The following is a 26,060-nucleotide window of genomic DNA, read 5'->3' on the forward strand; positions in this document are numbered from 1 at the left end:
TCTGATGATCTCGAGCTTTTCGGATGCGGGATATCTCATTCTGGCTCGTCCCCATCCGCGATCATGCTTTTTTTGAGCAGACGGTTTTCCAGGGTCAGATCAGCCACGCATTCCTTGAGCGCACCAGGCTCACGGCGCAGATCCTTGACTTCATCACTGGTAGCAGCGCGCGCCGTATCACCCGCCAGTCGGCGCTTGCCGGCCTCCATGAACTCCTTGGACCAAGTGTAATACAGGCTCTGCGCGATGCCTTCCTTGCGGCACAGTTCGGCGATGCTGTCTTCGCCACGCAGGCCATCGAGAACGATCCGGATCTTGTCTTCAGCTGAAAAGTGCCATCGGGTCGCCCGGCGAATGTCCTTCACCACCTGCTCGGCGGGCTTTTTGGTATTCGAGGATTTGGCAGTCATCCTGGTTCCTTCGTCATGCGACGAGACCAAAACACTCCTTAAAGCTCAACCCTGAATCTGTGCCATGGGTGCTGACGGCGGACAGGCCAAGGAAACCGGCGAAGGGCTTCCCCTTACCGCAGCGCGGGCAGCGGCAGAGCAGGCCTTTGAGGAAGAGTGAGCTTTCGGGTATGGGCACGTTGTTTCCCATCAGATGCTGGAGATCGCACAAAGACTGCGGTCGTCGCGATCGAGCAACCGCCACTTGCGGAAGCGCCACCGGTTGAGGTCATGCATGATTTCGGTGATCCCTGCCATTGGCCGCAGGAGTAGTTTCGGCTCCTGCAGCGCCATCACGGTTCCCGCCATGACCAGGGCATTGCGGTGCTGCATCCCCCGGATATCAAGGACGCGTACGTCGTCCCATACTTCCGCCATCGCCGTGGCAGCGACATCCGGGGCTGCATCGAAATCATGCTCGGTGAAGACGTTGGCTATCAGCCGACCCTTGTGTTCATCCAGCCGGGTTCGGGCCAGCCGGAAGAAGCTCATCGACCGGAGAGGCTGAGGTACGAACGCGCCAACATAAGCATCCATCACTATGGCATCGTAGCGGGCGGCATTGTCGCGCAGGAAATCCATGCCGTCTGCCACGTGGCACGCCACTTCGTCGGGCAGGTTGAAGTAACGACGGGCAATTTCGAAGGCGAGCGGGTTGACGTCCACGATGGTGACTTGGACACCCATGCTGGCCAGCATGGTTGCCAGACTTCCCCCGCCACATCCGATCATCAGGACGTTGCGCGGTGGCGATTGAGCCAGGAGACCGAATATGCCGTGGATGTAGGAGCAGAGGCTGACCCCATCGGCGTCGGCCTCGCTCTGGCAGCAACCGCCTTGCCGATAGACCACCGAACGGTGGAGCTTGGTCTCAAGGATCTGTATGTCGCCAGCATCGCTGCGGATGCGCTCTAGAAGGATCATATTGTCATGCCGCTATACAAATGTCCTAACGAGACCTGCGGCAATGAGCGCCAGTGCGATGGAGACCGGCGTCACACCCATGGTGACGATAAGCACGCCCCAAACGCACGGGATAAGGGCAGTGCTCAGCGCGCTCCGGGCCAAAAATCCGACCGAAGTCGCGCATGGAAATGTTCTCAAGCCTAAGACGCATGCAACGCTCCTTTTACTGAAGCCAGAAGAGCGGTTTGATTCGCCGGCTTTTTCAGGAAATCACCTGTATTAAGCAACGGGTGGGCCGGTTTGCCAACGGGCGTAACCGTTGAATACACCACGAAGGGCACGTGGTGGGCTTTCAGCCGCCGGGCCAGCTCGATGCAGTCACCATCCTGCACTTCCGCGTCGATGACGGCGACGTCGGGTTCATGGTCAACCAGCCAGCGCTTGGCATCGCCTGCCGTGCAGAAGGCGCCGCCAACAGTGAAGCCAAGCTCGATGAACATTTGCTCCAGGTAGTCGGCGTAGAGGCGCTCGTTCTGCAGGATCAGGATAATCGGCGTCAACCCAGGCCCCAGGATTTGCGGCGGACGTGCACGGTTCACGCCCCCATTGCCTCGGCAGCAGGTTGCCAGTCGGTGAAGGCGACCTTGATTTCTTTAGCCGCCTTCCTGACAACCCAGCAGGGGTGTTGTGTGGTGTCACTCAACGCCAGCCGGAACGTGCTAGGGATGCCTAAGACCGAATGCACCTGCAAGGTGGCTCCGCTTTCGGTCAGCTGGTGCACCGAGCAGGACACAATGGTCTGGCCATCGTTGAAGACGATGCGGGCGTTGAGTGGGGTGCGATGCGTGTTTGAAATGCGCGCCTTGGACATGGGGGCTCCGGATCTAGCTCCAATCATTCAGTAATGATGCTTGAAACATCAAATTAGCGCGCATATAACATGCTTTCTAGTGGTTTACGCAAGGAGAGATTCATGATCACTGCCGCACAGCTCCGCTCTGCCCGCGCGCTTCTGGGCATCGATCAGAAGACGCTTGCGAGCCTCGCCGGTGTGTCACTGCCAACCATCCAGCGTATGGAAGCGAGCGACGGCAACGTGAGGGGTATTATTGACACCCTAATTAAGGTGGTGGATGCCCTCAACACCGCTGGCATTGAGCTTATCGGGGAGCATGCGCGCAGTGACGGCGGCGGGCGCGGTGTGCGGTTGCGGCAAGACGGTACTTCAATGGGAAGATTACCCTGACAGATATTCAGTGAAGTCCGGCATGGGTTTGTTCGCTTAGCGGATCAGCGAGTGGTGCGAGCCATTCGCATGTTCCGCGACGAACCCTACCTTCAGCCAGCTTACCCAGGGCCCCCTGCGCTCGACGTTTTTGCTTAGTGGTCAGCGCGGCGCCGACCGCCGACACGATCCGGCCCCGCTTTCATACGACGGCGACGATTTGTTAACCTTGCTCGCCGACCCTGATGGGCCAAAACTAACTACACGGAGCGGTCCCATGTCACACATCCTCAATCCCTTGGAACGTTCGGCGCTAACTGCCCTTCGAGACGGCTGGATTGCGACCAACGCGGTTTCCGGCCTGAGATTCAGCCGGCGGCCCCTCGAGAGCCTGCGGACGATGGGATTGGCCATTGTGACGCCGTCCGGGCGCAATGATCGCCAGTTTGGCTATGCCATTGCCGCTGATGGCTGGCGCTGCATTTATGGTTTCACCCGGGAGCAGTTGGACAGCTTTCCCGATACCGCGCCCGCGCCATTCCGTGTCTGGCAGTGGCCCCTCGCCGAGCTACCCCGCGCGAGTGCTGCGTAGGGCCCGTGCTGCGGACCCGGCGCTTGCGCCAGGTCCACAATGGGGCGATCGTTCCTACCTATCCGTCTCCGGCATCGGTTCGCTCAAGTGAGGAGCTTGGCTGACCGTAGCCAACGCGCGTAAAGGCCGAGGCTATTCTCAGCAGGAGTTCGCGGATCTGGCCGGCGTCGGTCGCCGCTTCCTTTCCGAACTCGAGAACGGAAAGCCCACCGCAGAGATCGGCAAAGTGCTGCAGGTGCTGACGGCACTCGGCATCGACATGCAATTGAAGGTCCGTTGATGCAGCTCCATGTTCGCCTGGATGGCTTTGATGATCCCTTCGGCCAGCTCTCGTCTGACGATCGTGGCGCAGCGCGCTTTGCCTACTCAGAGCACTTAGATGTTGCGGGCGTCCAGCTTTGCCATGGCAGCATCAAAGGCAGCTGCCACAGATCTGGGCATATACCAACTTGTGGCTTTTGAGCGCTGCTGATCTATCGGATCTTTGATGGCGTGGATGAGGTATCAACCTCGACGCCATCCAGTTCGTCCTCTTCGCGGATGCCGCGCTTAAAGGCCTTAATTCCCGAGGCGGCCTCGCCCATCAAACCAGAAATCTTGCACGGCCAAACAAGAGAACGACCACGGCACATGGCACATGCAAAAAGCCCCGGCGTTTCCACCGGGGCTCCAAGTTCGTTGCTGTTCGCCTGCAGGGACCCGTCAGATCATTGAACGGTTTTCAGCCTTGGCTTGTAGCCAGTCGCCGTGAAAGGCGCGCACGAGGTAGACCAGCACGAAGGCAACGATGACGGGCCAGACCAGAACATAGGCAGTTAGCAAGATGGGAGTCATGATATTTCCTTTCAGATTAGCGGTTGGACGAGGCCGCTACGGAGGTAGCGACATCAAAATGACCGGTCTTTTTGGCGATGGATGAAAAGTCGAATTCCATGTCGCTGCGCCACGACATGGCGATGCACAGGATAGTGCTGACGGCATAGGCTAGCAGCGAGGCGGTGAGGATCGGGTAGGCGTGCAGCGCACCAATCCCGAATGGCGCGACGCCGATGATGACAACGGCCGCCACGATGCGCGCCACCTTGCCGCCGAAGAAGCCGAAGGCCATCAACCCGGCCACTACGCCGACCCCGATCACCGCCAGGATGTCCGAGACAATAGCGACAGGGCCGACCAGTTCGATGAAGCCGAAGCGCACCGGAAAGAACACGGCAAGCGCTACCAGCACCGAGGTGGTGAAGGCAGGATTGGTGACCTTGTTCCAGTAGAAGCTGGCAATCACCGGGAACACCAGGGCGCCCCAGATCGCGCCGACCAGCACCAGCAGGTCCAAAATGTTGAACTGGTTGCTGGCGAAGTAGAGCGCGATGATCGTGGCCACGATCATCGTGATGCGGCCGATCAGCAGCATCCGCTTGGGATTGACGGCATCCTTGTCCGCCAGGTTACGCCCATAGATGTCGGCCATCATGATGGACGACAAAGCGGACAGATCGGAGTCGGCGGTCGACGCGAGCGAGCCTATGATCATGATGAAAAAGATGCTGAGGAACCCGATATTCAGATAGCTCGAGGCGAGCTGCGGAATGAGGTTGTTGGTATCGCCATCCAGCGGTTCGATACCGAGATAGAGCGCAAGCACGCCCAGAATGCCGACGCCGATCACAGTGGCGCCATAGCCAATGGTGGCAGTGACGAAGGTGCGCTTGATCATGTCCTCGCGCACCGCGAACAGCCGCTGGGCAATGGTCTGGTTGCCGATGGCATAGGCCAGCACGGCGGCGATATAGGGCGCGCCTTGGTTCATGAAGGCATCGGAGGAGAAGAACGAGCTTTGCTGGGCCGTCAAATTCACCGCGCCGACCACGAAAATCTCCGTCCCGCCGGCGGCAAAGAACACAGCCGGCACAATGATCACCACAGCGCCAAGCATGGCCACGACCTGAATGAAGTCAGTCAGGACGGACGCGCGCAGGCCGGACCACAGGGTGTAGAGCAGCACGCCGCTGCCAACCATGAGAATGCCGGCGGTGAAGGACAAGGGGGAGAGCATGGCGATCAGCGCGCCGCCCGCGATGAAATTGGAGGTCAGGCTCAACAGGCTCCCCAGAATATTGGAGCCGGCCAGGATCAACTGGCTGGATTGGCCATGCCGCGCATGCAGGATTTCGGCGAGAGTATGGGCTTTGGGCGCCAGGCTGCGGATGCGTTTGCCGAAGGGGTAGATGAACAGGATCATCAGGGCGCCCCAGAGGCCGTAATGGATGGGGCCGGAGACGCCATAGGTGTAGCCGGAGGTGGCTGAGGCGTAGAGGGAGGAAGCCCAAATCCAGGTGGCCGTCATCGACGCAGCCGAGATGCCAATGCCGACATTATTGCCGGCGGTCATGTAGTTATCGGCGTTTTCTTTTTTCTTGCCGATGGAAACAGAGATAAAAAACGTAATGCCGAAGAAGAGCAGAAGCAGGAAAAGTGTTAGGGGTGTCCCTAATTGTTGGAGTTGCATTTGGCCTCTTGGTGGGTTTACTGTTTAATCCGATGCGCAAAGGGAATAGCGTTGCCTGCAACGAAAAGTTGCGACACATCGGGGCTCGGTTTGGGTGCCAGCAGACTGCCGACAACGGGGACAGCAAAGCCATCCGAAAGGACAAACGAGAACAGGTCGCTCATCAGAGTTCGCTGCCACGCAGCACGGTTCCTAATATAGTAGTTCGTCAAAAAAGCTACCCTCGTCGCGGAAATGAGGCTGGGCCGCGGAGCGAATTGAGTTCGTTGAGGCAAGTGCCGCAGCCAGTGTATGGACAGCAAAACTGCTGTCGCCGACAAAGATGATGTCGCGTCCTGGCAGCCAGCGGCAGAGCTGCAACACGCCCTGCCTTGCGCAATCCGTCAGCAGTTTATGCTTTCGTCCTCTCTTCTGATCGTAGCGCTCCGAGGGGCACAGAAGCGTCAGGACGGGCAGAGCCTTGACGCATTTTGCCCATGGAACCGGACAAAGGATTATGAAGCTTAACCAGCGCAAGCCGCTGGCTTTGACGAAGTGCCCGTGACTGGAGCGCACCGGATCCCGGTAGATGCCACGCGCGGCAATGCGTGGTCCCCATCGGCGCTCGATGGTATCGTCCATGCCGATGACCACCGGGCCATCAGGCACAAGGCTCGCGACGACGATCGACAGCAGGCGCGCCGCCAACGTGCGCGGGTTCCACCGGGCTCGATTGAGGAGCTGATGGTAGACGGAGAAATTGGCAGCTTCGGCGCGGCCGGTTATCCGCAAACAAGCCGTCACTGTGCGCTTGCCTGGAGATAGAATTGCACCCATCACCAGAACCAGCAGATGCTCCCAACTCGGTGCAGTAAACCAGAGGCGAAACGGTGACAGCCAGTGGCCAAGAATGTGTGGAACAGGACCGCCCGATCCGACGGCGTTCTTATGATGATCGGTCATCCATCGGTTCGAATCCGATCATACGACGGACGTAAGGCAGGCGACTGCGGCGAATTGATTCACCCCGCTCAAATTTGCCCCAAAAATGAGATTACCGGGCGCATCCAACGGTGCCCTGACGCGGCAGATGGGCGCCCTAAAAGCTTCAAATTCCCGAAGGATTTTGTACAAAGTCGAGCTAAGGGTTATTCACTTTGTCCACACCGCTTACGGCTCATTTCCAATCTCGCTAGGCTCACCGATGAGAAAATAACCTAAAGAAAGATGCATTTTTAGGGACAGGTAGCGGCTTTCAGTAATAATTCATCGGTAACGTCGGCAGATATACTTGGATATCTCAGATGCCATCATTCGTTCCCTCGGCGTCTAATGGCCTGCAAGCCTCGCGCCGGAGGCTGTCGAGCTACCTTCTAGGCGGCAAGGGCGCAAACACGTTAGGCGCTGAGCAGGAAGTACAGAAGCTTGTCAGTCTGGTGGGCCTATCTGTCCTCATTGCCCCTTCGTTCGCGGCATATTATGCGGTCATGGGCCTTACTAACCTAGCGCTGGCACTGTCAATTTCTAGTCTGGTCATGTTGTCTGCCTTGGTCGTTTACCGGGTAACGGGCGTTTTATCTTACGCGCGAGATCATTTTCTTTTTGGGTTCTTTTGCTACCTGATTTACTGCGGGTGTTATTTCGGCAGTGTGGCATCACCTACCACGTTCTGGCTTGCTGCTATTCCGGTTGTTGGCGTTCTTCTCGGAAGCGCTCGGTCGGGAGCGGCATGGCTGGCTCTTGTCCTCACGTTTTTGGCGATACTTTCCGGTCTTACGGATGGTTCCACGCAGACAGGGTTGCCCGATCACCTATACAGTTTAAGCTTGGCAGGAATGATCGTTGCGATCTTCCTGTTTGTGCTGATGATAGACAGTGGACGCCGACACGCTATGCTAAGCCTTGAGGAGGCGAATGCGTCAGTTACCGAGCTAGCACGTCGGGACTCTCTCACTGGGCTCTACAACCGGCGCTATGTGTGGGAAGCGTTGGAACGCGAAGCAGCCCACGCCGCAGCGGAAGGCGGAAGCTTCTCGATCCTTCTGATTGACATTGATAGGTTCAAAGTCATCAACGACACCTTTGGCCACGTGACCGGAGACATCGTTCTCAAAGACGTCGCAAGTACCATCCAACCCCTGATCGGCCAGCAAGACTTTTGCGGACGCTATGGGGGGGAGGAGTTTCTGGTCTTGCTTAGATGCCGACAAGGCTCCGCCGCGGCGAGCTGCGCCGAACGGATCCGCAGCAAAGTAGCAGGGCTTAGCTTTGCGCACGTGAATGGCCCAAACCGCGTTACTATTTCCATAGGCTTAGCCGAGTTTCACGTGGACGAAGGGTTCACGGATACGTTCAAACGGGCCGATCGGGCGCTCTACTCCGCAAAGGGCGCGGGTCGCAACCGCCTTGCGCAAGCGCCCAAAGTGGTGGCGCTCGCAGGCTAGCTTGGGCAAATTGCCGTGTGGAGTGGCCCCTCGGGTCGGACAGGATTAACTTTCGCAATTGAACGTGCAGTCGGACTTTCACAGGATGAAGGCCATGGCCAGGCACCGAACCCATAGTGTCGAGTTCAAAAGTCAGGTCTTGCAGGAGTACCTTGCCGGCGAAACGCTGCATGGTCTTTCTAACCGGCACGAAATCTCACGCCAGCTGATCCGAGTCTGGGTTGAGAAATTCCAGGCAGGCGCGCTCGATGAGGATGCGGTGGCCGCCGATCTGCTCCAGACCTACAAGGCGCGGGTGTCCGTCGTCAGATCATTTGGCTCAGCTTGGGTCGCCGATTAGCGGAGTGTCAGCCTGGTCTTTGGGTTGATGTTATGCGGCGAGCTTGCGGTGCTGCAAGCGCCGATTTTGGATGGTCTGTCGTTTGATCCTTTCGCGTTGTTTGATGATGACTGCAGCCCTGCCGAAGTAGGCGTCGGCTGGCGTTACGTTGGCCAAGCTCTCATGATAGCGTCGGTGGTTGTAATGCTCGACGAAGGCGCCGATCTGGGCCTCAAGATCGCCGGGCAGGAAGTAGTTTTCGAGCAGGATGCGGTTTTTGAGGGTCTGGTGCCAGCGCTCGATCTTGCCCTGGGTCTGGGGATGCACGCCAGCTACCTGGCGAACCCCGCGCGTCACAGCGTGGGCCGTGGCACATCGAAGCCCGATAGACCTGACATTGTTCGTTGCGACCGGTAAGCAGGTATGCGACGCTCGTTTCGACGCGTCGAATGGGCGCCTCACGACTTGCAAGGCTTTTTTTGCGGGTTGCAGGTGCAGTCCGGGGAAAGCTTCGTGTCAAGAAATTCGGCGGTCAATGGCGCCTCTAAAGCTCATCGTTCAAGACGGAGCGAGGATCTATCGACACATTCAACTGTGCCCGACGAATAAGCGAGAACGATGTTGGCAGCGGGCGACGGTAACGATGTAATTGGTGAAAAAACTACCATTGTTGGCATCGGCGCTTCGGCCGGCGGCATAGAAGCGCTCAGCACGTTTTTCGACGCCATGCCCGCCGAAAGCGGCTGCGCCTTTGTGGTCGTGCTACACCTTGATCCCAAGCATGAAAGCGAGTTGGCGAATATCCTGGGCAAGCATACCGGCATGGCCGTGGCGCAGATCAATGACGGAATGCGCGTTGAGCCGAACCACGTTTACGTCATTGCTCCTGACAGTTCGCTGACACTGCGGAGCGGTATCCTGCACATGTCCAAGCCCAGCGATCCACCAGCACGGCGCCACCCAGTGGACATCCTCTTCGCTTCGCTCGCCATCGAGCAGCGCGAGCGGGCCATCGCCGTCGTGCTTTCGGGAACGGGGCGCAATGGCACCGAGGGGTTGCGGCAGATCCGGGCCGAGGGTGGCATCAGTCTGATCCAAGATCCTGAAACAGCCAAGTTCGACGGAATGCCGCGAAGCGCCATTGATGCCGGTCTGGCCGACCATGTGCTGGCACCGGAGCAGATGCCAGCCGCCTTGCTCTCCTATTTGCACCATGGCTATGTGGCGACCGAAGCCGATATCGAGGTTGCCGAGACTGATGGTCACGCTACGATCGAGCAGGTGCTCGAAGCCGCTCAAGCTGGAGCGTCGCATGACTTCCGCAGCTACAAGCGCAGCACTTTGGGTCGGCGGATTTATCGCCGACTGGGGCTGCGCAATATCGAAACACTGGATGAATACATCGACGAACTCAGGACCAGCCCAGACGAAATCAAAGCCCTGGTCGGAGACCTGATGATCAGCGTGACCGGGTTTTTTCGTGATGCCGAGGCGTGGAAGGCGCTGGACGAACTCGTCGTAACCCCCCTGATAGGTGAGCGACAGTCTGGGGCCGAAGTCAGGGTCTGGGTGCCCGCGTGCTCCACCGGCGAGGAAGCCTACACTATCGCGATGCTGATCACCGAGCACGCCGAAGCGGCCGGAAAGCATATCGAGCTCAAAGTCTTTGCAACCGACGCGCAGGAAGAAAACCTGCGTCGGGCGCGGGATGGTGTCTATCCAGAAGCTGCCCTGACCGGATTTTCCGAGACCCGGCTGCGTCGGTTTTTTGACAAGCTCGACGGCTCCTACCAGGTCAACAAAGAGTTGCGCGATATGCTGGTGTTCGCCCAGCAAAACCTGCTGCGCGATCCTCCGTTCTCGCGCCTCGACATTGTCTCGTGCCGCAATTTTCTAATCTATGTTGAGCCTGAAGCGCAGCAAAGGATCATCGCCCTTTGCCATTTCGCGTTGCGGCCGGGCGGACACCTGTTTCTGGGCAGTGCGGAGACCGTGGGCCGGCACGAGGAGCTCTTTGAAACCGCTTCGAAGAAATGGCGCATCTATCGCCGGCGGGGACCGACCCGGCACGATCTCGTCGCCTATCCCGAACCGCGCGCGGGCGCGGCCCCGCGTCGACCAGACTTGCGTTCGGCGTCCTCCGAAGCAGCGCCATTGGCCGACCTGGCGCGACGCGCTCTGCTGGAGCGATTTGCCCCGGCTTCGGTGCTGATCGATCAAAAGGGCTGGGTGCTGTATTTTCATGGCACGACCAGAGACTATCTCGAGCATCCGCCTGGGGAGCCAACCCGGGATCTGCTGACGATGGCCCGCGAGGGGCTGGCGCCAAAACTGCGCAGCGCCATGCGCAAAGCGTCGCGTGAAAAAGTGGAGGTTATGCCATTACCGCTGATGGATGGCGCTGCATTTATGGTTTCACCCGGGAGCAGTTGGACAGCTTTCCCGATACCGCGCCCGCGCCATTCCGTGTCTGGCAGTGGCCCCTCGCCGAGCTACCCCGCGCGAGTGCTGCGTAGGGCCCGTGCTGCGGACCCGGCGCTTGCGCCAGGTCCATAATGCGCCGATCGTTCCTAGGGGACGCTAATTTCCTCCACGCGGACCCTCTGGTGGCTCTTCAAGATCGCATCACACCCTGCGTTCTCCGGTCGCGTGAGTGTTGTTGACGGCCGGACACTATTGTTCCCCGAGCATGGCCGCACCGTCCAGCTCATGAATATCAACACCTGCGAGCTTGACCAATGGGCAGTTGTGCAATCAGCCTCCGGCCCGTCGCCTGTCCCATGCGGCGCAAAAGCCAAAGCATGGCTCACTCGCACCGTGAGAACGCAATCGGTCGATTGCCTTGGCGCTGCCTACAATCGGCGGGGCCAGATCCTCGCCTATTGCACCGTCAACGGCGAAGACGTCGCCCTTGAAATGCTGCGCCGGTCTAGCGGTTTGCGACACTCCGAACCCGCAGCACGCTGAATACTTCAGCGTTCAGGCCGGCGCCGTTGCAAAGCGATACGGCATCTGGGATACCTTCGTTCTGGACATGGGTGAGTGGCGCCGGCGCGCGGTCGATACAACCGTCACGCGCCAGCCAATCGCTGACTACAACCTCTTGGAAGATCGGCAGCACGACGTGACGCCGCCCATGATTCAGAGCCGCAGCCTCCCCAAAACCACGAGCAAGTGAGGCGTGCCGATGCTACAAAAATCTGCAATTGAATAGGGCCGCGAAGTCCTGCTCGCACCATTTCAGTTCGAACGGCAGGTCGATCCCCAAAGCGCCGCTGCTCTTGGACGAACCAAGCGCGCGTCTCGGGTGCCGGCGGGCGCTTCTCGCCTAGCACCTGCATTGTTTTTACAAAGTGCCAGAGGGTGCCGAGGTATTGGCAACTGGCCCAGACAACAGACGGCTCCTTTACATCGACGATGTGAGGACGAAGGGACGCATGATCGTCACCAGCTTTGATCCGTTCTCCCAACGACCGTCACTTCGTGCCTTCGGCCACGCGGGTCCTAGATGGTCTATTGCCATGGATACACAACAATGGCGCCGTGTACCCAAGATGGCTTAGAACTTAAACTCACCAAAGTAAAAAAATCGCGTAAAGTTACTGCTTGGTACCTGCATTTCTGCCCCTAACACAAAGCAAGACACCAATGTCATTTGGTGGTCTGAAGCTGGCTACATTATATCCACTGGCGTAATATTGCTTTTTGGTAATCCAAGCCCCTCGTACCATTAGTTCAGATGGCTGCTATTACCTTCTCGAGCGCCGGAAACGCTCGCCCCGCTTTCGGCCTCGGCTCCGCGATAGAAGCGAAGAGCGAGCGCTGCTGGCGGGATGACCGGCATGGGGTGGGACGGCGACGGTCGGCTTTCGGCGCGAACACCCGGTGAGCAGACATTGGATCTGCCCGATTCGGGAGACCAATCCGCAAGCGTTACGAGTGCATCTGACCGGAACCGCAAGGAACCCTTGTTTTTGGCGGTCGCCCAGATTGTGAGAGGAGGCACGATGCCTCCTCCCGATTGCGTTAATTGATCTTCGCGGTGCGCCACAAAGAGTACCCGATGCCGCTCGCGAGGATCGCGAATGTAATGCCGAGCGACCATTCAGCCGGGAATTTCTCCCATCCCAGAAGGTCAGCGACGAATATCTTCGAGCCGATGAAGACCAGCAGCACCGCCAGCGCCTGTTTGAGATAGGCAAAACGGTGAAGGATCGCGGCAAGGGCGAAATAAAGCGCCCGCAAGCCCAGGATGGCGAAGATGTTGGACGTGTAGACGATGTAGGGATCCGTGGTGATGGCAAAGATCGCTGGCACCGAGTCCACGGCAAAGATGACGTCCGCGATCTCGATCATAACGAGCGCCAGGAAGAGTGGTGTCATGAAGCGTACCAAACGCCCCGTCTTGGGATCGGCTTGCCGCACGAAGAACTTGTCGCCATGCAGCTGTTCGGTGACGCGGAAGCGCCGCTTCATGAATACGAGGACCGGATTTTTACTGAGATCGGTCTCGCCGTGTCCAGGCATCATCATCCGAATGCCGGTGAAGATGAGGAAGGCTGCAAACACGTAAAGCAACCAGCCAAATTCGGACACGAGGGTTGCGCCGAAGCCGATCATGATCGCCCGCAGGACTATAACGCCCAGGATGCCCCAGAACAGCACCCGGTGCTGCAAGTGACGTGGAATCGCCAGGTAGCCGAAGATCATGGCAATGACGAAGACATTGTCCATCGCCAGGCTCTTTTCGACCACGAAGCCTGTCAGGTATTCAAAGCCCGATTGAGCCCCCAACTGCCACCAGACGAAGCCGCCAAAGGCCAGCCCAAGCGCGATATAGAAGCCAGAAAGCATCAGGCTCTCGCGCACCTCGATTTCATGGCCATCGCGGTGCAGTACGCCGAGATCGAAAGCCAGAAGCAGGGCCACAAGGCCCAGAAAGCCAAGCCACATCCAGAGCGGCTGGCCCAGGAAAATGCTGGTCAGGATGTCCATTTACGAAACTCCGTCAGGCATTTACGCGTGTGGGTTTTACTCACATCTGGCTCCCATAGATCCCTAGTGCGAGCTCGACGCGGTGCAGGGCGCCCAGTTCCACGGGGTGGACAAGGCCATCGGCGGTGATCACCTGGTGGCAGGCATCGCGGATGGATTGCCGGTCGGTCGAGCCTAGCGCACTGATGCTGAGGGTGGTCAGTGCCTGCTTTTCAGCGAGGTCAGGGGCGTAGCCAAAGGCGCGTGCATGGTGAGCCAGTTCCTCGGCCAGGTCGGCGACCGAAAACCCTTCCATGGCTGGGCTGGCGAGAAATGCTTCAACCAGCTTTCGTCTTTCAGCCAAGGCCAGTTGTCCATCGGCATGGGCGATCACGGCAACGGCTGCCACCAGCGCCTGGAAGAAATCCTCCGCGCCAGCCCGGCTGGGTTCGTTACGCAGGTCGCGTTGATCCGCCTTTTGGCGCGCCCGCAGGCGAGCGCCACGCAGAAACAGGTCGTCCTGGGTCAGTTTGTCTTTTGTCATGAATAACTCCTCTCAAGGTGCCGCTCGGCGGGCTGAGGGGAGTGCGTTTGGCGACCATGACAGTAATCGGGCACCAACGCAGATGCCCACGGGCCCTGCCAAGGTGATCCGACATCGCGTCGCGGCAGGCGCCGCCGACGCCAGAGGGGCCCGGTCACGAAAGACAAGATTGGCGTGGGTCAACGAAGATGCAAGGGGCCATTTAGAATTTTCTAAGGCTGCCACTTCGCAGCAGTGTCCGGCGTCAGCATCCATGGCACAGATTCAGGGTTGAGAATTAAGGCGTGATTTGGTCTCGTCGCACGACGAAGTAACCAAGATGACCACCAAATCCTCGAACACCAAAGAGCCTGCCGGGCAGGTGGTGAAGGACATTCGCCGGGCGACCCGACTGCACGTTACAGCCGGAGACAAAATCCGGATAGTGCTTCCCGGCTTGCGTGGAGAAGACAGCATAGCAGAGCTTTGCCGCAAGAAACGCATCCCCCAGAGCCTGTATTACACCTGGTTTAAGGAGTTCATGGGGGCGGGCAACCGCTCCCATCCACAGTCATATTGGCGGCGTCAGTCCCGAGGCGTTCGAAGCCGACGCGGTGTGAGGCTGGGAAATGTCTGCCAGACAGGGGGGCAGTCCAGTGATCAGGACATTTCCGCCGAATTAGTCCGTGTGAGACTGCCGTCATGCGCGGCAGCCTGGAAATAGTGAAGGTGGATAAGATTGGCGCCTCCCAATCGTTCTATTTTAACGAATGATATCTCCAAAACAATGAATTTTCGCCACGCAATGCTCTCTTGTAGAAATGTAACCAAATAGAGTGCGCGCCGAAGGGAACAATTTTGCCAACCCATTTCTTTCGACTGCTGGCAATCGTTCCGCTGCTCGCCAGCGAAATCATCGGCTTCTCGAACACGGGGCTTAGGCTCCCCCGTGATCTGACACCGGAGATCGCCGGGCTACCCCGGTTCGCACATCCTGTGTCAAACGCCCCCGACAGTGCCATCACGCTCATCGCCTTCGTCGTTCATCGGCTGGGTTTTCGGGATGTGCCCTCGAGAACCTGCTTCCACCAGTTGCTCATGACTCTGAGCGGCTGGCGTTACGCTCGCGACCTCCGGTGGCCTGAGATGAACGATGCCGTCCTTGTCGAACCGCAGCTAAGGGTTGCGGTCAGAGGGCCAGTGCGCTCAGTCAACCAAGACGATCGGTAAAAGGATCTCACCCATGAAAGGCAGCGCGACCCATCTCTCAGCGTTGGAATCAGAAGCCATGTACATCATCCGCGAGGTCGTCGCGGAAGCGCGCAACCCCGTTATGCTGTTCTCGGCGGGCAAGGACTCTACCGTTATGGCGCACTTGGCCCTGCGCGCCTTCCACCCGAGCAAGCCGCCCTTCCCGCTCCTCCATGTCGATTCGACATGGGAATTCCGATCGCTTCTTGAGTTCCGCGATGCCTTCGCACGCGACCATGGGCTTGACCTGATCGTTTACGCCAACGAAGCGGGCCGCCAGCAGGGGATCAATCCATTTGACCATGGCGAGCACTACACCCGGATCATGCGAACCGACGCACTCAAGTCGGCACTGGATGCAGGTGGCTATGATTTCATTCTTGGTGGAGCACGGCGCGATGAAGAAAAGTCTCGCGCCAAGGAACGCATCTTCTCGATCCGCAATGCAAACCACGTGTGGGACCCGCGACAGCAGCGGCCCGAACTTTGGAAACTTTTCAATACACGAATCTCTCCGGGGCAGACGGTTAGGGTCTTTCCGCTTTCGAATTGGACGGAGAACGATGTTCTGGCCTACGCGCTTTGGCGAAAGATCGAGCTGGCCCCACTTTACTTCGCCACGCCTCGTCCTGTCGTCGAGAGAGGGGGATCTCTCGTCGTCGTCGATGATGAGGCACGCATGCGGTTTCTCAAAGACGAGAAACCTGTTTTGCGATCCGTGCGGTTTCGCACGCTCGGGTGCTGGCCCGTGACCGGCGCAATCCCCTCGAACGCTGTCGACATACGAGGTGTTGTTCTCGAGACCTCCGCGTCTATGACGTCTGAACGGCAAGGACGGATCAACGACGGCGAAGAAGGGGGATCGCTCGAGAAGAAGAAGCAGGAAGGGTACTTCTGATGCTTCGTCCCAACATGGGGCCCTATCAGAACATTGCTGCGGTGCTGACCTCGATGCACGCCAAGGAGCGTGTCATCGGGCCGATCTTGCTAGACGAACTGGGATTGATCATCGGATTGGCGGAGGGCGTCAACACCGATCAATTCGGCACTTTCAGTCGTGAAGTTGAGCGGACGGGGTCTCAGCTAGATGCCGCCAGAGCCAAGATCGCCGTCGGCTTTCAACATGCGCCTTCCGCACGCGTCGGTTTGGCAAGCGAAGGCAGCTTCGGACCGCATCCTTACATCCCCTTCCTGGCGATCGGGCGCGAACTCGTTCTGATGGTCGATCGAGAGAGCGGCCTCGAACTGACCGGATACGATGCCAGCCCGGACACCAACTTTGGCCACGCTGTTGCGCGAGATCGCGAGGCGGCCCTCGCCTTTGCGCAGCGCGTTCGGTTTCCCGAGCACGGTCTGATCGTCATGGGCTGTCGGGACGAACAGCCTGCTCCTGACCTTCTGCTCATCAAGGACATTACCGACGTGACCGCACTTGAAGCGGCAGTTCAGGAAGCCATTAGGCTTTGCGGCGCCGCCTTTGTCGAAACCGACATGCGGGCGCACCGCAACCCAACTCGCATGACCGCAATCGAGCGCGCGACACGTGATCTGGTGCGTCGGTTTCACAGTCAATGCCCGAATTGCGGCCATCGCGGCTTCGATGTGGTGGAGCGCATTCCCGGACTGCCTTGCGCGTGGTGCGGCGAGCCGACGAACGTGATCATGGCCGAAGCTCTCACCTGCCAATCATGCGGATACAGCGATGAACGATCAGTGGCAACTGCGCCCACAGCGGATCCCGGCCAGTGTTATGGGTGTAATCCCTAAAGCTCGAGCAAATGAACCCTCATACAGGATCAGAGATTTGAGATGAACAACAGTTTTGAACCGAAAAAACCAGGAATCAAAACCGAATCCGCGATGGAGAGGCAAATTTCTTTTGTTCTGGCCCATCCCGGTATGAGCGCATGGTTGAAGACCGCTTTGAGCGATGCGCTTCATCGCGATCCGATCTCAGTCCTGAACGACTTGGAGATTCTCAATCTCATTCTGCGCAATCGATCAGAGATGTTGATCGCCGAGAAATACAGTTCACATGATCCCCGCTAACGCTTGCTTTCTGCCTTTAGGGCAGAGAGGAATCTATAGGCTCCGGCCTAGGATAGACCATCGAAGGGCTTCACCAGCATGGAATGGGACGAGATCCGATCCGTCCAACTCGATCTTTTCCGGGACGCGATTTTGGCGCCGCTCCAACGCTACGAAGGTTTCGTTAAGCGGAAGATCATAGAAGCGCGGGCCGTTCTCCGATGCGAAGGCTTCGAGATTATCGAACGCGCCTTCCTCATCAAATACCGTCGCATAACTTTCCAGCGCGAAGGGCGCGTTGAAGATGCCAGCGCACCCGCAGGCGGATTCCTTGTCGCCGACGGCAAGGGGCGCCGAATCTGTACCAAGGAAGAATTTCGTCGAACCGGACGTCGCGGCCCTTCGCAAGGCGAGCCGATGCGGCTCTCGTTTGACGATCGGCAAGCAATAGAAATGGGGCCGGATACCGCCGTCGAACATAGCGTTACGATTGATCGTCATATGGTGCGGCGTGATGGTGGAAGCCAGATTCGGGCCGCTGGACTCCACGAATGCAACAGCGTCGGCGGTCGTGATGTGTTCAAAAACCACCTTGAGGGCCGGAAAGTCGGCAATCAGCTTTGCAAGTGTGCGTTCGATGAAGACGGCCTCCCGGTCAAAAATATCGACATCGCTGTCCGTGACCTCGCCATGCAGCAGCAGGGGCATGCCGATCCGCTGCATGACCTCAAGCACTGAGCTCGACTTTGTACGATTTTCTGGTCATGTCCATGTCCAGAAGACGCCCTCATTTGCAATGAACTCGAGGGCATCGTCGAGAGGTATGACGACGCCGCCCATGTCATCGACGTCCTCCCATTTGCGCCGGTGTGACCAATATCCGAGCCGGACCTCCTCGCTTTGGCCTGTCGGCTTGAGCCGGGCAATCGGTGCCTCAGTTTCCAACAGATAGAGGTAGTAGGCGCCATTGTCCTTGTAGTAGCCCACGCCGCCGCCATTGGCGCGGTCGAAGGCTTCGATGCGGAGGGCGATATCGTCTTGCATGCGTCGATCATACACGGGAGCAAGTTGGGGACGCAGGATCACCGCGCGCGGTATCTATCGCGATCCCGTGCGTTCCAGTCATGGCCATTTCGTCAAGGCCAGCGGCTTGCGCTGGTTGAGCTTCATGGTGCTGACGCCGGTTCCGTGGGCGGGTGTCGTCAAGGCCCTGCCAGTGCTGACCCTGCTCGCTCCATCGGAGCGATCCGACCACCAGCGTGGCCTCAGGCACAAGCTGCTGACCGACTGGGCCCGCCAAGGTATCCTGCAGCTCTGTCGCTGGTTGCCGGGGCGCGATATCGTCTTCGTGGGTGATAGCAGTTTTGCCGTCCACGAGTTGGCCCACGCCCCCCCGGGCCGGGCAACACTCATCAGTCGGCTTCGGCTCGACGCCAACTTCTTCGCACCCCCTGCCAGGCGGGACGCCCATACCATGGGGCGCCCGGCCCAGAAGGGACGCCCCTGCCCAAGCTGAAGACGCTACTCTCGAACCCGGCCACACCATGGCGCAAGATCACCGTGTCCGCATGGTATGGTCACAAGCAGGCAAAGACGCTCGAGATCACGTCGGATACTGCCTTGTGGTACCGTCCTGGCATGCCCCCCAGGCCGGTCCGCTGGGTGTTGGTTAGGGACCCCGAAGGCAAGCGAGCCCCACGAGCCTTCTTCAGCACCGATATCGCTCTCGATCCCACAGACATCATGGCGCTGTTCGTTCGACGTTGGCAGGTCGAGGTTACCTTTGCAGAAACGCGGGCCCATCTGGGTGTCGAAACCCAGCGGCAATGGTCCGACAAAGCGATCGAACGGACTACCCCTGCCTTGCTCGGTCTCTATAGTTTCGTCTCGCTATGGGCTTGCGATCGGCTAAGCACTGCCAGCACGCCCTATGCCGCGGCGTGGTATCGCAAGACCAACCTCACCTCCACCGACGCCATCGGCGCAGTCCGCCTCGCTCTGTGGGTCGGGGACATTTACCGACACTCTCCGCCAAACCGGGAACAACATAAAATCCCCCAGACCGTCTCGTCCGGATGGCCGAGGCCCTCTGCTTCGCCGCATAATGTACAAAGTCGAGCTGAGTGGATGTTTCGGATGTCCGTGACGCCATGGGCCGAGTTTGTGGTGGCGTGCGCGGGATAAAGCTTGCAGGCTGTGAAGACGCCTTCGGCAAAACCACGCTCGACTTCGCTGGCATCAATGGTGTCGGTGAGGTAGCAGGTCATCAAGGGGACAAAGACCAGGCCTGGCTCAAGAGCCGCCACGATCCGTTCTCGATATGCCTTCGCGGCCGCGGCGGTCGTGATCGGCGGACTGAGACTGGGCATCACAATGGCCCGTGCAAACTGCCTGGCCGTGTAGTTGACGACGGATTTGAGCATCGCTCCATCACGAAGATGGACATGCCAGTCATCGGGGCGCCGAAGCCTCACGCTAGTCACAACTTTTTCGGCGCCGCCGGGAACGTCTGCGACGTCAGATGTCGGCATAGATGTGATCCTCGGCCGCAGCGCCAGGATGGGTCACGGCGCCATACCGGGCAGGGCCGACAGTCTGGGCATACTTCCAGATTGTACCGGACTGAAAACCATGTCTGCGTGGCGCCCAGTTTGTGCGACGGGTCGCGAGCGTGGCATCGTCGAGCCGTATCGACAGGATGCCGGCGTCGGCGTCAATATCGATAATGTCGCCGTCTTCGATCAGCGCGATCGGGCCGCCAGTGGCGGCTTCCGGTCCGACATGGCCGATGCAGAGGCCCCTAGTCGCCCCCGAGAACCGGCCATCCGTGATCATCGCCACCTTCTCACCCATGCCTTGGCCATAGATGGCAGACGTGGTGGCGAGCATTTCCCGCATTCCAGGTCCGCCGCGTGGGCCTTCGTAGCGAATGACAATGACGTCGCCGGCCGCGTAACGGCGCGCCATAACGGCTGCAAAGGCGTCTTCCTCGCGCTCAAAGACACGGGCGGGTCCGCTGAAGGTCAGCGTGTGAAGCCCGGCGACTTTAACAATCGCACCGTCGGGTGCGAGATTGCCCTTTAGCCCAGTCAGTCCGCCCGTGGGCGAAAGAGCGCGCGCAGTTGGAAACACAACATTCTGGTCGTTCGGCACGCAAACACCTGCAAGGTTTTCTGCAAGGCTCCGACCCGTCACAGTCAAACATTCTCCGTGCAGGAAACCTCCATCGAGCAGCGCCTTCAGAACCACGGGTACGCCCCCGATATCGTAGACGTCCTTGGCAAGGTAGCGTCCGCCCGGCTTAAGATCTGCAATCAGCGGCGTTCTCTTGAAAATCTCTGCGACGTCGAAGAGATCGAATTCGATCCCTGCTTCGTGCGCCATTGCTGGGAGATGCAGCGCGGCGTTGGTTGACCCTCCCGTAGCGGCGACCACGGCGGCTGCGTTTTCGAGGGATTTTCTGGTGACGATGTCTCGTGGCCGGATGCCGCTTTTCAACAACTCCATGACCGCGCGGCCAGCAGCCTCGGCGTATCGGTCGCGGGATTCGTAAGGGGCAGGCGTTCCGGCCGAGCCCGGCAGGGCAAGACCTATCGCCTCGGAGACGTAAGCCATGCTGTTGGCAGTATATTGACCGCCGCATGAGCCAGCCGATGGACAGGCGACAGTTTCCAACTCAGCAAGGTCCGCATCAGAGATTGTTCCAGCCGCATGGGCACCGACGGCCTCGAAGACGTCGAGCACCGTGACATCCTTTCCGCGAAACCGGCCCGGCAGGATCGATCCGCCGTAGAGGAAGACGGACGGCACATTGAGGCGAAGCATTGCCATCATTAGGCCAGGCAGGGTCTTGTCGCAGCCCGCGAGCCCTACCAACGCATCGTAGCAGTGGCCACGGACGGTAATTTCCACAGAATCTGCGATGACTTCCCGGCTGACCAGCGATGCTTTCATCCCGGCGTGGCCCATGGCGATGCCATCGGTAACAGTGATAGTTGTAAACTCGCGCGGCGTGCCACCTCCCGCAGTGACGCCACGCTTTGCGGCCTGAGCCTGACGCGAAAGCGTGATGTTGCAGGGAGCTGCCTCATTCCAGGTCGTCACAACACCAACGAACGGCTGAGCGATCTCCTCGCTGGACAGCCCCATAGCGTAGAGGAACGACCGGTGTGGCGCGCGCTCTGGTCCAACTGTCGTATGGCGGCTTGGAAGTCGAGACTTGTCGAGCCGATTGGGTTGCTCTCCAATGGGTGGGACGGTGCCTTTGGGTCCGTTGGTCATGGCTGCGGCTCCGATTGTTGCGCCGCAGGTGCACGGTTAGCGTGGGCGTCGAGGAATTGTTCGAGGTCACGAACAGCGATCCGCCACTCACGACCGATCCGTATGGCTCTAACGTCGCCAGCCTTGATCAGTCCCCTCAACGTGGCCTCGCTCAACTTCAGAAGTTCGGCGGTCTCCTGCAGTGTCAGGAGTGGTTTGCGCAGCATGACCAGAAGAGCCTCATTCCCGTATGCTCAACTGCAGATTCGCCTGGGTGAGCGTTGTGCAACATAGTTTGGCATTAATAGACCGCACGATACAGCGAATTACGTCACCAGACACCAAAGCGTTGCAAAATTAGTCAAAACTGCTGGACGATCAGGCCCACATTGCGGACCGATTCAGTGAACGCCTTGGTTGACGCAGCCTTTCAGACCCGGGGCCTTCAAGCTGAAAGATTAGCAACCAATGCGGTCCTCAATGGCCAAGCAAGCGGGCAAAGCATGTGCCGGACGGTTTGTCCGTTTTATATTGCCCTTCATTTTTCAAACCGCTAGTCGATCTACTGCTGGCTGTGAACGTTGCTCATCTCAGTCCATTCTAGATTGCCGGCGTACCGCCAAGCCATCCGCCCCGTTTCTTCAAGGGCAAACAGATGCAGCCAGCCGTTGTCAAACAGGGCCCGCACGTTGTCGTGGCGGCTCAGAACATCGCTCATCGCCTGGCACGGCGCCTCGATACACACTGAAAGACGGAGCGGTTCGTGGGCATATTCTTCGCCGTCATGGACCGATTGCCACGGCAGCCCAGCCCTGAGCAGCCCCCCATTGCCCTCAACCACACCAATTCCGCCGGTGACATTGTGTAGGAGCTTGTTCCCACCACCGAAGACCTCGGGCGCGACCGTTGATCCGTAATACTGCAGGCTGATCCAGCTCGCGACCACGACCGGCGCCGTGAGGATCAATTCCAGAACGCCGAAGCTTCCGTCTTGCTTCCAGTCGTAGTCATGCAAGAAAGCTTGTCCCTCCAAGTTCTTTCCCGCCGTGCGCTGTCTTGGTGCTGCGATGAACGCCTTGCATCCGGCGAGTGCCCATTCAGGCCGCGTCTCTGCCCAGTCGCGACTGCGCTTTGCAACATCTTTTTCGCCTGCTGCCCGCGGCAGCCGGAGGGCGCGCTCTCCCCGGGCGAGCTTGCCCGCCGCAGCGAGCCACGCACTGACGTGACCGATATCGGTGCGATGGGTGTCGGAGGCCTGATCTTGGGCGAAAAGGGTCACCTGATCGGTTGTTGTATCGTGCAGCGCCGCCAGGAAAAGCGTGTCCGAAGGAATGTCGATCCCGTTCGTCGCCAACCCCGTCCTCACAGCCGGATCGTTCAGCAGAGCAGCAAGCAGGCGGGCATTGACGTCTCCTGCATGGCCTCCGCAGGCGCCGCAATGGAGCCCGCTGGCGTGCGGGTTGTTGGCGACATTGGCGCCGTGCCCGGCCAGCAAGACGAGCCGCGCAAAGCCGGTGGTCAGCGACATTGCCCGAAGCACCGTCTCGGCAGCCGCGGTTCGGGTTTCAAGATCCAACGCTGGGTCGAGACGGGGCGCGGGATCGCTCGTCGCAGGCGCGCCGTTAAGGCCCAGGGCATCGCTCAAGAGCTCGCCGACATAGATCGGACCCGTTGCCTCGACAAAGGCGAAGGAGGAAACTGCGGCAAGCTTGAACCGTCCCCAGGCGCGCGTCGCCCGCGCCTTGATCCGCGCGGACTGATCAGCTGCCGCAAAGTCCGATGTCCCTGAGTGGGACTTGATTGCTGGCTTGAGCAGCACTGGCAACCGCAACTCCTCGACGTCGGACGCAAAGCGACGGTGCGCCGTGGTAAGTCCGAAAAAGCCAGCGAAGCCGATCGTCTGTATCCGTGGGTTCACGCTTTCGAGTGCACGGCGGAGAACCTCTGAGCGCACGTCGATGCAGAATGCGGCCTGCAGCAATGGACGAACTTGGTTTGTCTTTGGAGATGGTGTCGCCAGTATCTCTGCAAGCGCCCGCTGGGCCGAGCGCTCGGCTGCTTCTTGCAGTATCGCGTCGCTCACGAGGTCAGGAGTTGCTTCGACCACAGCGGCATGCTCTGCCCTAGCACTCGCCCACTTTTCGGCAATTTGCTGGCCATATCGAAGGAACAAAGTCTCTTCCCAGATCAGTCGGATTGCGATGAAATCTGTGATTGTTTGGTCCGATCCGCCGGCGAGTTCTGCTTGCCAGAGCTCGTAGCGGGCATACTGCGCCCAGCCGCCCAGTGTCATCAGCAACTGATGGAAGTAGGTTTCTGATGCCATAGTCTGAAGGCCCAGCCGAGGGGCGGCGCGGGCGATCAGTATGATGGCACTATCTGGGGCGTCTGCGACATGACGGGCAAATCCGGGCAGGCCGGCGATTTCTGGCGTTAGGTCGTGGGTGGCCACGGCCTGCCAGGCCGCATAGGCGCCCTTGCCATTCGGCGCAGCCCAAAGTGCCTGTCCCTTGTCGAAGTATCCTGCCGCCCAGGCACCAAACCGCTCGGCGATTAGGCCCGGCCAGTCGATACCGGAGACATCGGCGGCGAGATCTGCGATCGTTGGGATAGCCTTGGGCTTTGGCACATCCAAAGCTGCAGCAACCTTGAGGGCAGCCAGATCTGCTGGCCTCAAATGCGCCGGCGCCTTCGTCCAGGCCGCCAACAGGTCCTCGTCGGATATCGCGCCGCTTGCAATCTTCGCACTAAACCACCCCCTTGGCATGGTTACGGCGACACCCGCGACCCGGGCAAGTCGTGCGCCCGCTATTGCCAGACTCTCGCCGGTCTGCCCGAGGAAGGGGTTAACGGCGACGCTCGACGCCAGAGGCCAAAGAGGAGGAACGGCCCGAGCCGCACGATCCGCCGCGGTCTCGAAGAATTCCAGATCGGCCAGCACCGAAGGATCGGTTTGAGACATGTTCAAGCTCCAGATTGATCAATGTGCGCTGCGGGTGGACCAGCCACCGACCAGGCGATCGAAGACCGCATTTGCGTAAAAGCCGTTGGAGAGGTGTACGCGAAGGCCGGCGGCGGCAGGGTGATAGGCCCACAGCGGGAACATCGCCTGGACGATGGCGACAAGGGCGAAGCTGATAACCGCTAGTACGATGAGCGCCCATTCCAGGGGCCCTGGAGCTGGTGTGAGCGGCAGAAGGCCCGTGGTGATTGAAGTCGCGGCTGCCTGCAGCGCGAAGTAACCGACCGAGGTCGCTACGGCGTAGACCGCAGTGCGTCGGGTAAGCGCTTTCGGCGCGGTGTCAGCGAACCCTTGCGCAAGCATATAAGCGACACCAAAGATCAATATTGCGCCGAGTGCGATGACCTGTGGCGTCTTGTGCGCAAGCCCGAAGCTGAGACCGACAACCAAGTATATAGCGAGCGCTGCAACAAAGGCACGCCCCACCGCAGCGGCGTTCGGGATCGCAACGGGCCCCGGTCTTCGGATCGCGGCGACCCTTTCCACGGCGCCGCCGGATGCGAGAAAAGAATGCGCCTTGTACAGAGAGTGCGCCACGATATGCAGCAGCGCTATAGGGAACAACGCCAGTCCGCACTGCAAAATCATGAAACCCATCTGTGCAACAGTCGACCAGGCAAGTGAGGTTTTCACTGCCGGCTGAGTCAGCATGACAAGGCTGCCGAAGAGCGCTGTAAAACCGCCGATCATCACCAGTATTGCGAGGACGGCGGGGGCAAGAAGCATGACGTCAGCGAAGCGGATCAGCAGAAAACCGCCCCCATTGACCACGCCCGCATGCAGGAGCGCCGACACCGGCGTAGGTGTCTCCATGACTTCGGTCAGCCAGCCATGCGTTGGAAACTGGGCAGACTTGAGGACCGCAGCGAGTGCCAGCAGGCTTGCCGCCCCGATCGCCAGGCTGCCGCCTGCGCCCGCACGGGCGGCCTGCAGGATAGAGCCAATATCGGTCGTGCCATAGGCAGCCGCCATCAAAGCGGCGGCGCCAATGAGCGCACTATCTCCCAGGCGCGCGGTGACAAACTTCTTGCGCGCAGCGCGTTGCCCAGCAGCTCGATCGGGATAAAACAGCAGTAGTCGGTGCAGAAACATACTGGTGGCAATCCATGCCAGAGCCAATTGGAAGAGATTGCCGGCGGTGACAAACAGCATCACTGAGGCGAGCGTCAGGCAGAGCCAGCCGGTGAAGGGACCTTGCCGGTCCTCGCCGTCAAGATAGGTTCCGGCATAGCGGACGACGATCCACCCAATAAAGGTCACAAGGACCATCATCACGGTGCTGACAGCGTCCAGCCGGACCGAAAAGCCGATATCGTAAATCCCAATCACAGGACTGACGCTAGGCCCAAAAGCGATGAGCCCCCCCGTTGAAACGATGGCTGCGACAAGCGCAAGGAGCGCGGTGGCTTCAGCCAGTTTGGGGATGCGTTTGGGCCGAGGCCCTGTGTTCGAGAAGCCGATCACCGAGCTGACAAGCAGAGGAACGGTTGCCAGCACTGGCAAGAAATGGATTGGCAAGGTTGTCCCCTTCGACGCGCACTTCGATTTGGAGGCTTTTTAGGGCAGCGCATCGCGCGGCGAA

The 26,060-nt window shown here is 59.3% G+C and carries 25 protein-coding genes and 4 pseudogenes; 11 read left to right on the top strand and 18 right to left on the bottom strand.

What is annotated here, in order from left to right:
- From WH91_RS03215 to WH91_RS03230, 4 genes and pseudogenes are all read right to left on the bottom strand, one after another.
- A pseudogene (locus WH91_RS03215) lies at positions 1-410 on the bottom strand (transposase); the annotation flags it as partial.
- Positions 411-599: 189 nt separating this feature from the next.
- Positions 600-1,373, bottom strand: a complete 774-nt coding sequence (locus WH91_RS03220) for a spermidine synthase (protein WP_052952557.1) — start codon at positions 1,371-1,373, stop codon at positions 600-602.
- A gap of 182 nt (positions 1,374-1,555) precedes the next feature.
- Positions 1,556-1,915, bottom strand: a complete 360-nt coding sequence (locus tag WH91_RS03225) for a response regulator (protein WP_052952558.1) — start codon at positions 1,913-1,915, stop codon at positions 1,556-1,558.
- A gap of 35 nt (positions 1,916-1,950) precedes the next feature.
- Positions 1,951-2,226, bottom strand: coding sequence for a hypothetical protein (locus tag WH91_RS03230; protein WP_046169585.1), 276 nt, complete (start codon positions 2,224-2,226; stop codon positions 1,951-1,953).
- A gap of 102 nt (positions 2,227-2,328) precedes the next feature.
- Here WH91_RS03230 and WH91_RS03235 point away from each other — a divergent pair, with 102 nt between their 5' ends.
- The 3 genes from WH91_RS03235 (at position 2,329) to WH91_RS24040 (ending at position 3,452) form a co-directional block, all read left to right on the top strand.
- Entirely contained in the window at positions 2,329-2,601 is a 273-nt protein-coding gene (locus WH91_RS03235) for a helix-turn-helix domain-containing protein (protein WP_046169586.1), read from the top strand.
- Between the two features lie 256 nt (positions 2,602-2,857).
- Complete coding sequence (locus WH91_RS24035) at positions 2,858-3,172, top strand: hypothetical protein (protein WP_046169587.1); 315 nt, start codon at positions 2,858-2,860, stop codon at positions 3,170-3,172.
- 157 nt (positions 3,173-3,329) lie between these two features.
- Complete coding sequence (locus tag WH91_RS24040; protein ID WP_428040612.1) at positions 3,330-3,452, top strand: helix-turn-helix domain-containing protein; 123 nt, start codon at positions 3,330-3,332, stop codon at positions 3,450-3,452.
- Between the two features lie 422 nt (positions 3,453-3,874).
- Here the strand turns inward: WH91_RS24040 and WH91_RS25075 are convergent, their stop codons facing one another.
- From WH91_RS25075 to WH91_RS03260, 4 genes are read right to left on the bottom strand one after another with little or no spacing between them, the layout of a single operon-like run.
- The gene (locus WH91_RS25075) at positions 3,875-4,006 is read right to left on the bottom strand and encodes a putative transporter small subunit (RefSeq protein WP_046169589.1); all 132 of its coding nucleotides are present in this window, start codon (positions 4,004-4,006) and stop codon (positions 3,875-3,877) included.
- 16 nt (positions 4,007-4,022) lie between these two features.
- The gene (locus tag WH91_RS03255) at positions 4,023-5,678 is read right to left on the bottom strand and encodes a sodium:solute symporter family transporter (RefSeq protein ID WP_046169590.1); all 1,656 of its coding nucleotides are present in this window, start codon (positions 5,676-5,678) and stop codon (positions 4,023-4,025) included.
- Positions 5,679-5,695: 17 nt separating this feature from the next.
- Positions 5,696-5,842 carry a hypothetical protein gene (locus WH91_RS24535; RefSeq protein WP_158409507.1) on the bottom strand — a complete coding sequence of 49 codons (147 nt, stop codon included), beginning with the start codon at positions 5,840-5,842 and terminating at the stop codon, positions 5,696-5,698.
- 28 nt (positions 5,843-5,870) lie between these two features.
- Entirely contained in the window at positions 5,871-6,620 is a 750-nt protein-coding gene (locus WH91_RS03260) for a transposase (protein WP_244542493.1), read from the bottom strand.
- Positions 6,621-6,961: 341 nt separating this feature from the next.
- On the opposite strand from WH91_RS03260, the gene WH91_RS22365 reads away from it, so the two are divergent.
- Positions 6,962-8,101: a GGDEF domain-containing protein gene (locus WH91_RS22365; protein ID WP_052952559.1), complete on the top strand. Its 1,140-nt coding sequence runs from the start codon at positions 6,962-6,964 to the stop codon at positions 8,099-8,101.
- Between the two features lie 94 nt (positions 8,102-8,195).
- The gene (locus WH91_RS03270) at positions 8,196-8,441 is read left to right on the top strand and encodes a helix-turn-helix domain-containing protein (RefSeq protein WP_046169608.1); all 246 of its coding nucleotides are present in this window, start codon (positions 8,196-8,198) and stop codon (positions 8,439-8,441) included.
- A 30-nt stretch (positions 8,442-8,471) separates the two neighbouring features.
- Here the strand turns inward: WH91_RS03270 and WH91_RS03275 are convergent.
- Positions 8,472-8,753: pseudogene (locus tag WH91_RS03275) on the bottom strand (integrase core domain-containing protein); the annotation flags it as partial.
- 285 nt (positions 8,754-9,038) lie between these two features.
- On the opposite strand from WH91_RS03275, the gene WH91_RS03280 reads away from it, so the two are divergent.
- Positions 9,039-10,976, top strand: coding sequence for a chemotaxis protein CheB (locus WH91_RS03280; protein ID WP_052952560.1), 1,938 nt, complete (start codon positions 9,039-9,041; stop codon positions 10,974-10,976).
- A gap of 1,470 nt (positions 10,977-12,446) precedes the next feature.
- On the opposite strand, the gene WH91_RS03290 is transcribed toward WH91_RS03280, so the two are convergent.
- Positions 12,447-13,415, bottom strand: a complete 969-nt coding sequence (locus WH91_RS03290; RefSeq protein ID WP_046169591.1) for a TerC family protein — start codon at positions 13,413-13,415, stop codon at positions 12,447-12,449.
- Positions 13,416-13,455: 40 nt separating this feature from the next.
- Entirely contained in the window at positions 13,456-13,938 is a 483-nt protein-coding gene (locus tag WH91_RS22375) for a TerB family tellurite resistance protein (protein ID WP_052952562.1), read from the bottom strand.
- Between the two features lie 319 nt (positions 13,939-14,257).
- On the opposite strand from WH91_RS22375, the pseudogene WH91_RS23065 reads away from it, so the two are divergent.
- From WH91_RS23065 to WH91_RS03315, 4 genes and pseudogenes are all read left to right on the top strand, one after another.
- A pseudogene (locus tag WH91_RS23065) lies at positions 14,258-14,476 on the top strand (IS3 family transposase); the annotation flags it as partial.
- 663 nt (positions 14,477-15,139) lie between these two features.
- Positions 15,140-16,066 carry a sulfate adenylyltransferase subunit CysD gene (gene cysD / locus WH91_RS03305; protein WP_280140250.1) on the top strand — a complete coding sequence of 309 codons (927 nt, stop codon included), beginning with the start codon at positions 15,140-15,142 and terminating at the stop codon, positions 16,064-16,066.
- A complete protein-coding gene (locus WH91_RS03310; RefSeq protein WP_046169594.1) occupies positions 16,066-16,935 on the top strand; it encodes a DUF6671 family protein in 870 nt (289 codons plus the stop codon). Before cysD ends, WH91_RS03310 begins: the two co-directional genes overlap by 1 nt.
- A gap of 42 nt (positions 16,936-16,977) precedes the next feature.
- Complete coding sequence (locus WH91_RS03315) at positions 16,978-17,217, top strand: hypothetical protein (protein WP_046169595.1); 240 nt, start codon at positions 16,978-16,980, stop codon at positions 17,215-17,217.
- 33 nt (positions 17,218-17,250) lie between these two features.
- Here WH91_RS03315 and WH91_RS03320 read toward each other — a convergent pair whose 3' ends face one another.
- Together WH91_RS03320 and WH91_RS03325 are read right to left on the bottom strand one after the other, a co-directional pair.
- On the bottom strand, positions 17,251-17,919 hold the full coding sequence (locus WH91_RS03320) for a dihydroorotase (protein ID WP_082101972.1): 669 nt from the start codon (positions 17,917-17,919) through the stop codon (positions 17,251-17,253).
- Positions 17,920-17,958: 39 nt separating this feature from the next.
- Positions 17,959-18,240: a hypothetical protein gene (locus tag WH91_RS03325; protein ID WP_046169597.1), complete on the bottom strand. Its 282-nt coding sequence runs from the start codon at positions 18,238-18,240 to the stop codon at positions 17,959-17,961.
- Between WH91_RS03325 and WH91_RS25240 the strand changes: the two genes are divergently transcribed.
- Positions 18,239-18,712: a transposase gene (locus WH91_RS25240; RefSeq protein ID WP_248305808.1), complete on the top strand. Its 474-nt coding sequence runs from the start codon at positions 18,239-18,241 to the stop codon at positions 18,710-18,712. The genes WH91_RS03325 and WH91_RS25240 overlap by 2 nt on opposite strands.
- Before the next feature lie 622 nt (positions 18,713-19,334).
- On the opposite strand, the pseudogene WH91_RS23070 reads toward WH91_RS25240, so the two are convergent.
- From WH91_RS23070 to WH91_RS03350, 5 genes and pseudogenes are all read right to left on the bottom strand, one after another.
- Positions 19,335-19,679: pseudogene (locus WH91_RS23070) on the bottom strand (dihydroorotase); the annotation flags it as partial.
- 34 nt (positions 19,680-19,713) lie between these two features.
- Entirely contained in the window at positions 19,714-21,477 is a 1,764-nt protein-coding gene (ilvD, locus tag WH91_RS03335) for a dihydroxy-acid dehydratase (protein ID WP_046169598.1), read from the bottom strand.
- Positions 21,474-21,683 (bottom strand): helix-turn-helix domain-containing protein, encoded by a 210-nt coding sequence (locus WH91_RS03340; protein WP_046169599.1) that lies wholly within the window; start codon positions 21,681-21,683, stop codon positions 21,474-21,476. The genes ilvD and WH91_RS03340 overlap by 4 nt, the downstream gene beginning before the upstream one ends.
- 335 nt (positions 21,684-22,018) lie before the next feature.
- Positions 22,019-24,418, bottom strand: coding sequence for a YbcC family protein (locus tag WH91_RS03345; RefSeq protein WP_046169600.1), 2,400 nt, complete (start codon positions 24,416-24,418; stop codon positions 22,019-22,021).
- Positions 24,419-24,436: 18 nt separating this feature from the next.
- Complete coding sequence (locus WH91_RS03350) at positions 24,437-25,996, bottom strand: proton-conducting transporter transmembrane domain-containing protein (protein WP_046169601.1); 1,560 nt, start codon at positions 25,994-25,996, stop codon at positions 24,437-24,439.
- Between the last annotated feature and the right edge of the window lie 64 nt (positions 25,997-26,060).

The sequence above is a fragment of the Devosia psychrophila genome (assembly GCF_000971275.1).
GTDB lineage: Bacteria > Pseudomonadota > Alphaproteobacteria > Rhizobiales > Devosiaceae > Devosia > Devosia psychrophila.

Bases quoted from the DNA above. Each gene is read 5' to 3' on its own strand.
- WH91_RS03310 (WP_046169594.1), top strand. From the start codon at position 16,066: ATGCTTCGTCCCAACATGGGGCCCTATCAGAACATTGCTGCGGTGCTG.
- WH91_RS03320 (WP_082101972.1), bottom strand. From the start codon at position 17,919: ATGCAGCGGATCGGCATGCCCCTGCTGCTGCATGGCGAGGTCACGGAC.
- WH91_RS03270 (WP_046169608.1), top strand. From the start codon at position 8,196: ATGGCCAGGCACCGAACCCATAGTGTCGAGTTCAAAAGTCAGGTCTTG.
- WH91_RS03260 (WP_244542493.1), bottom strand. From the start codon at position 6,620: ATGACCGATCATCATAAGAACGCCGTCGGATCGGGCGGTCCTGTTCCA.
- ilvD (WP_046169598.1), bottom strand. From the start codon at position 21,477: ATGACCAACGGACCCAAAGGCACCGTCCCACCCATTGGAGAGCAACCC.
- WH91_RS03280 (WP_052952560.1), top strand. From the start codon at position 9,039: ATGTTGGCAGCGGGCGACGGTAACGATGTAATTGGTGAAAAAACTACC.
- WH91_RS03230 (WP_046169585.1), bottom strand. From the start codon at position 2,226: ATGTCCAAGGCGCGCATTTCAAACACGCATCGCACCCCACTCAACGCC.
- WH91_RS03340 (WP_046169599.1), bottom strand. From the start codon at position 21,683: ATGCTGCGCAAACCACTCCTGACACTGCAGGAGACCGCCGAACTTCTG.
- WH91_RS25075 (WP_046169589.1), bottom strand. From the start codon at position 4,006: ATGACTCCCATCTTGCTAACTGCCTATGTTCTGGTCTGGCCCGTCATC.
- WH91_RS03235 (WP_046169586.1), top strand. From the start codon at position 2,329: ATGATCACTGCCGCACAGCTCCGCTCTGCCCGCGCGCTTCTGGGCATC.
- WH91_RS03345 (WP_046169600.1), bottom strand. From the start codon at position 24,418: ATGTCTCAAACCGATCCTTCGGTGCTGGCCGATCTGGAATTCTTCGAG.
- WH91_RS03255 (WP_046169590.1), bottom strand. From the start codon at position 5,678: ATGCAACTCCAACAATTAGGGACACCCCTAACACTTTTCCTGCTTCTG.
- WH91_RS03315 (WP_046169595.1), top strand. From the start codon at position 16,978: ATGAACAACAGTTTTGAACCGAAAAAACCAGGAATCAAAACCGAATCC.
- WH91_RS22375 (WP_052952562.1), bottom strand. From the start codon at position 13,938: ATGACAAAAGACAAACTGACCCAGGACGACCTGTTTCTGCGTGGCGCT.
- WH91_RS25240 (WP_248305808.1), top strand. From the start codon at position 18,239: ATGCGTCGATCATACACGGGAGCAAGTTGGGGACGCAGGATCACCGCG.
- WH91_RS03325 (WP_046169597.1), bottom strand. From the start codon at position 18,240: ATGCAAGACGATATCGCCCTCCGCATCGAAGCCTTCGACCGCGCCAAT.
- WH91_RS03290 (WP_046169591.1), bottom strand. From the start codon at position 13,415: ATGGACATCCTGACCAGCATTTTCCTGGGCCAGCCGCTCTGGATGTGG.
- WH91_RS22365 (WP_052952559.1), top strand. From the start codon at position 6,962: ATGCCATCATTCGTTCCCTCGGCGTCTAATGGCCTGCAAGCCTCGCGC.
- WH91_RS24035 (WP_046169587.1), top strand. From the start codon at position 2,858: ATGTCACACATCCTCAATCCCTTGGAACGTTCGGCGCTAACTGCCCTT.
- WH91_RS03220 (WP_052952557.1), bottom strand. From the start codon at position 1,373: ATGATCCTTCTAGAGCGCATCCGCAGCGATGCTGGCGACATACAGATC.
- WH91_RS24535 (WP_158409507.1), bottom strand. From the start codon at position 5,842: ATGAGCGACCTGTTCTCGTTTGTCCTTTCGGATGGCTTTGCTGTCCCC.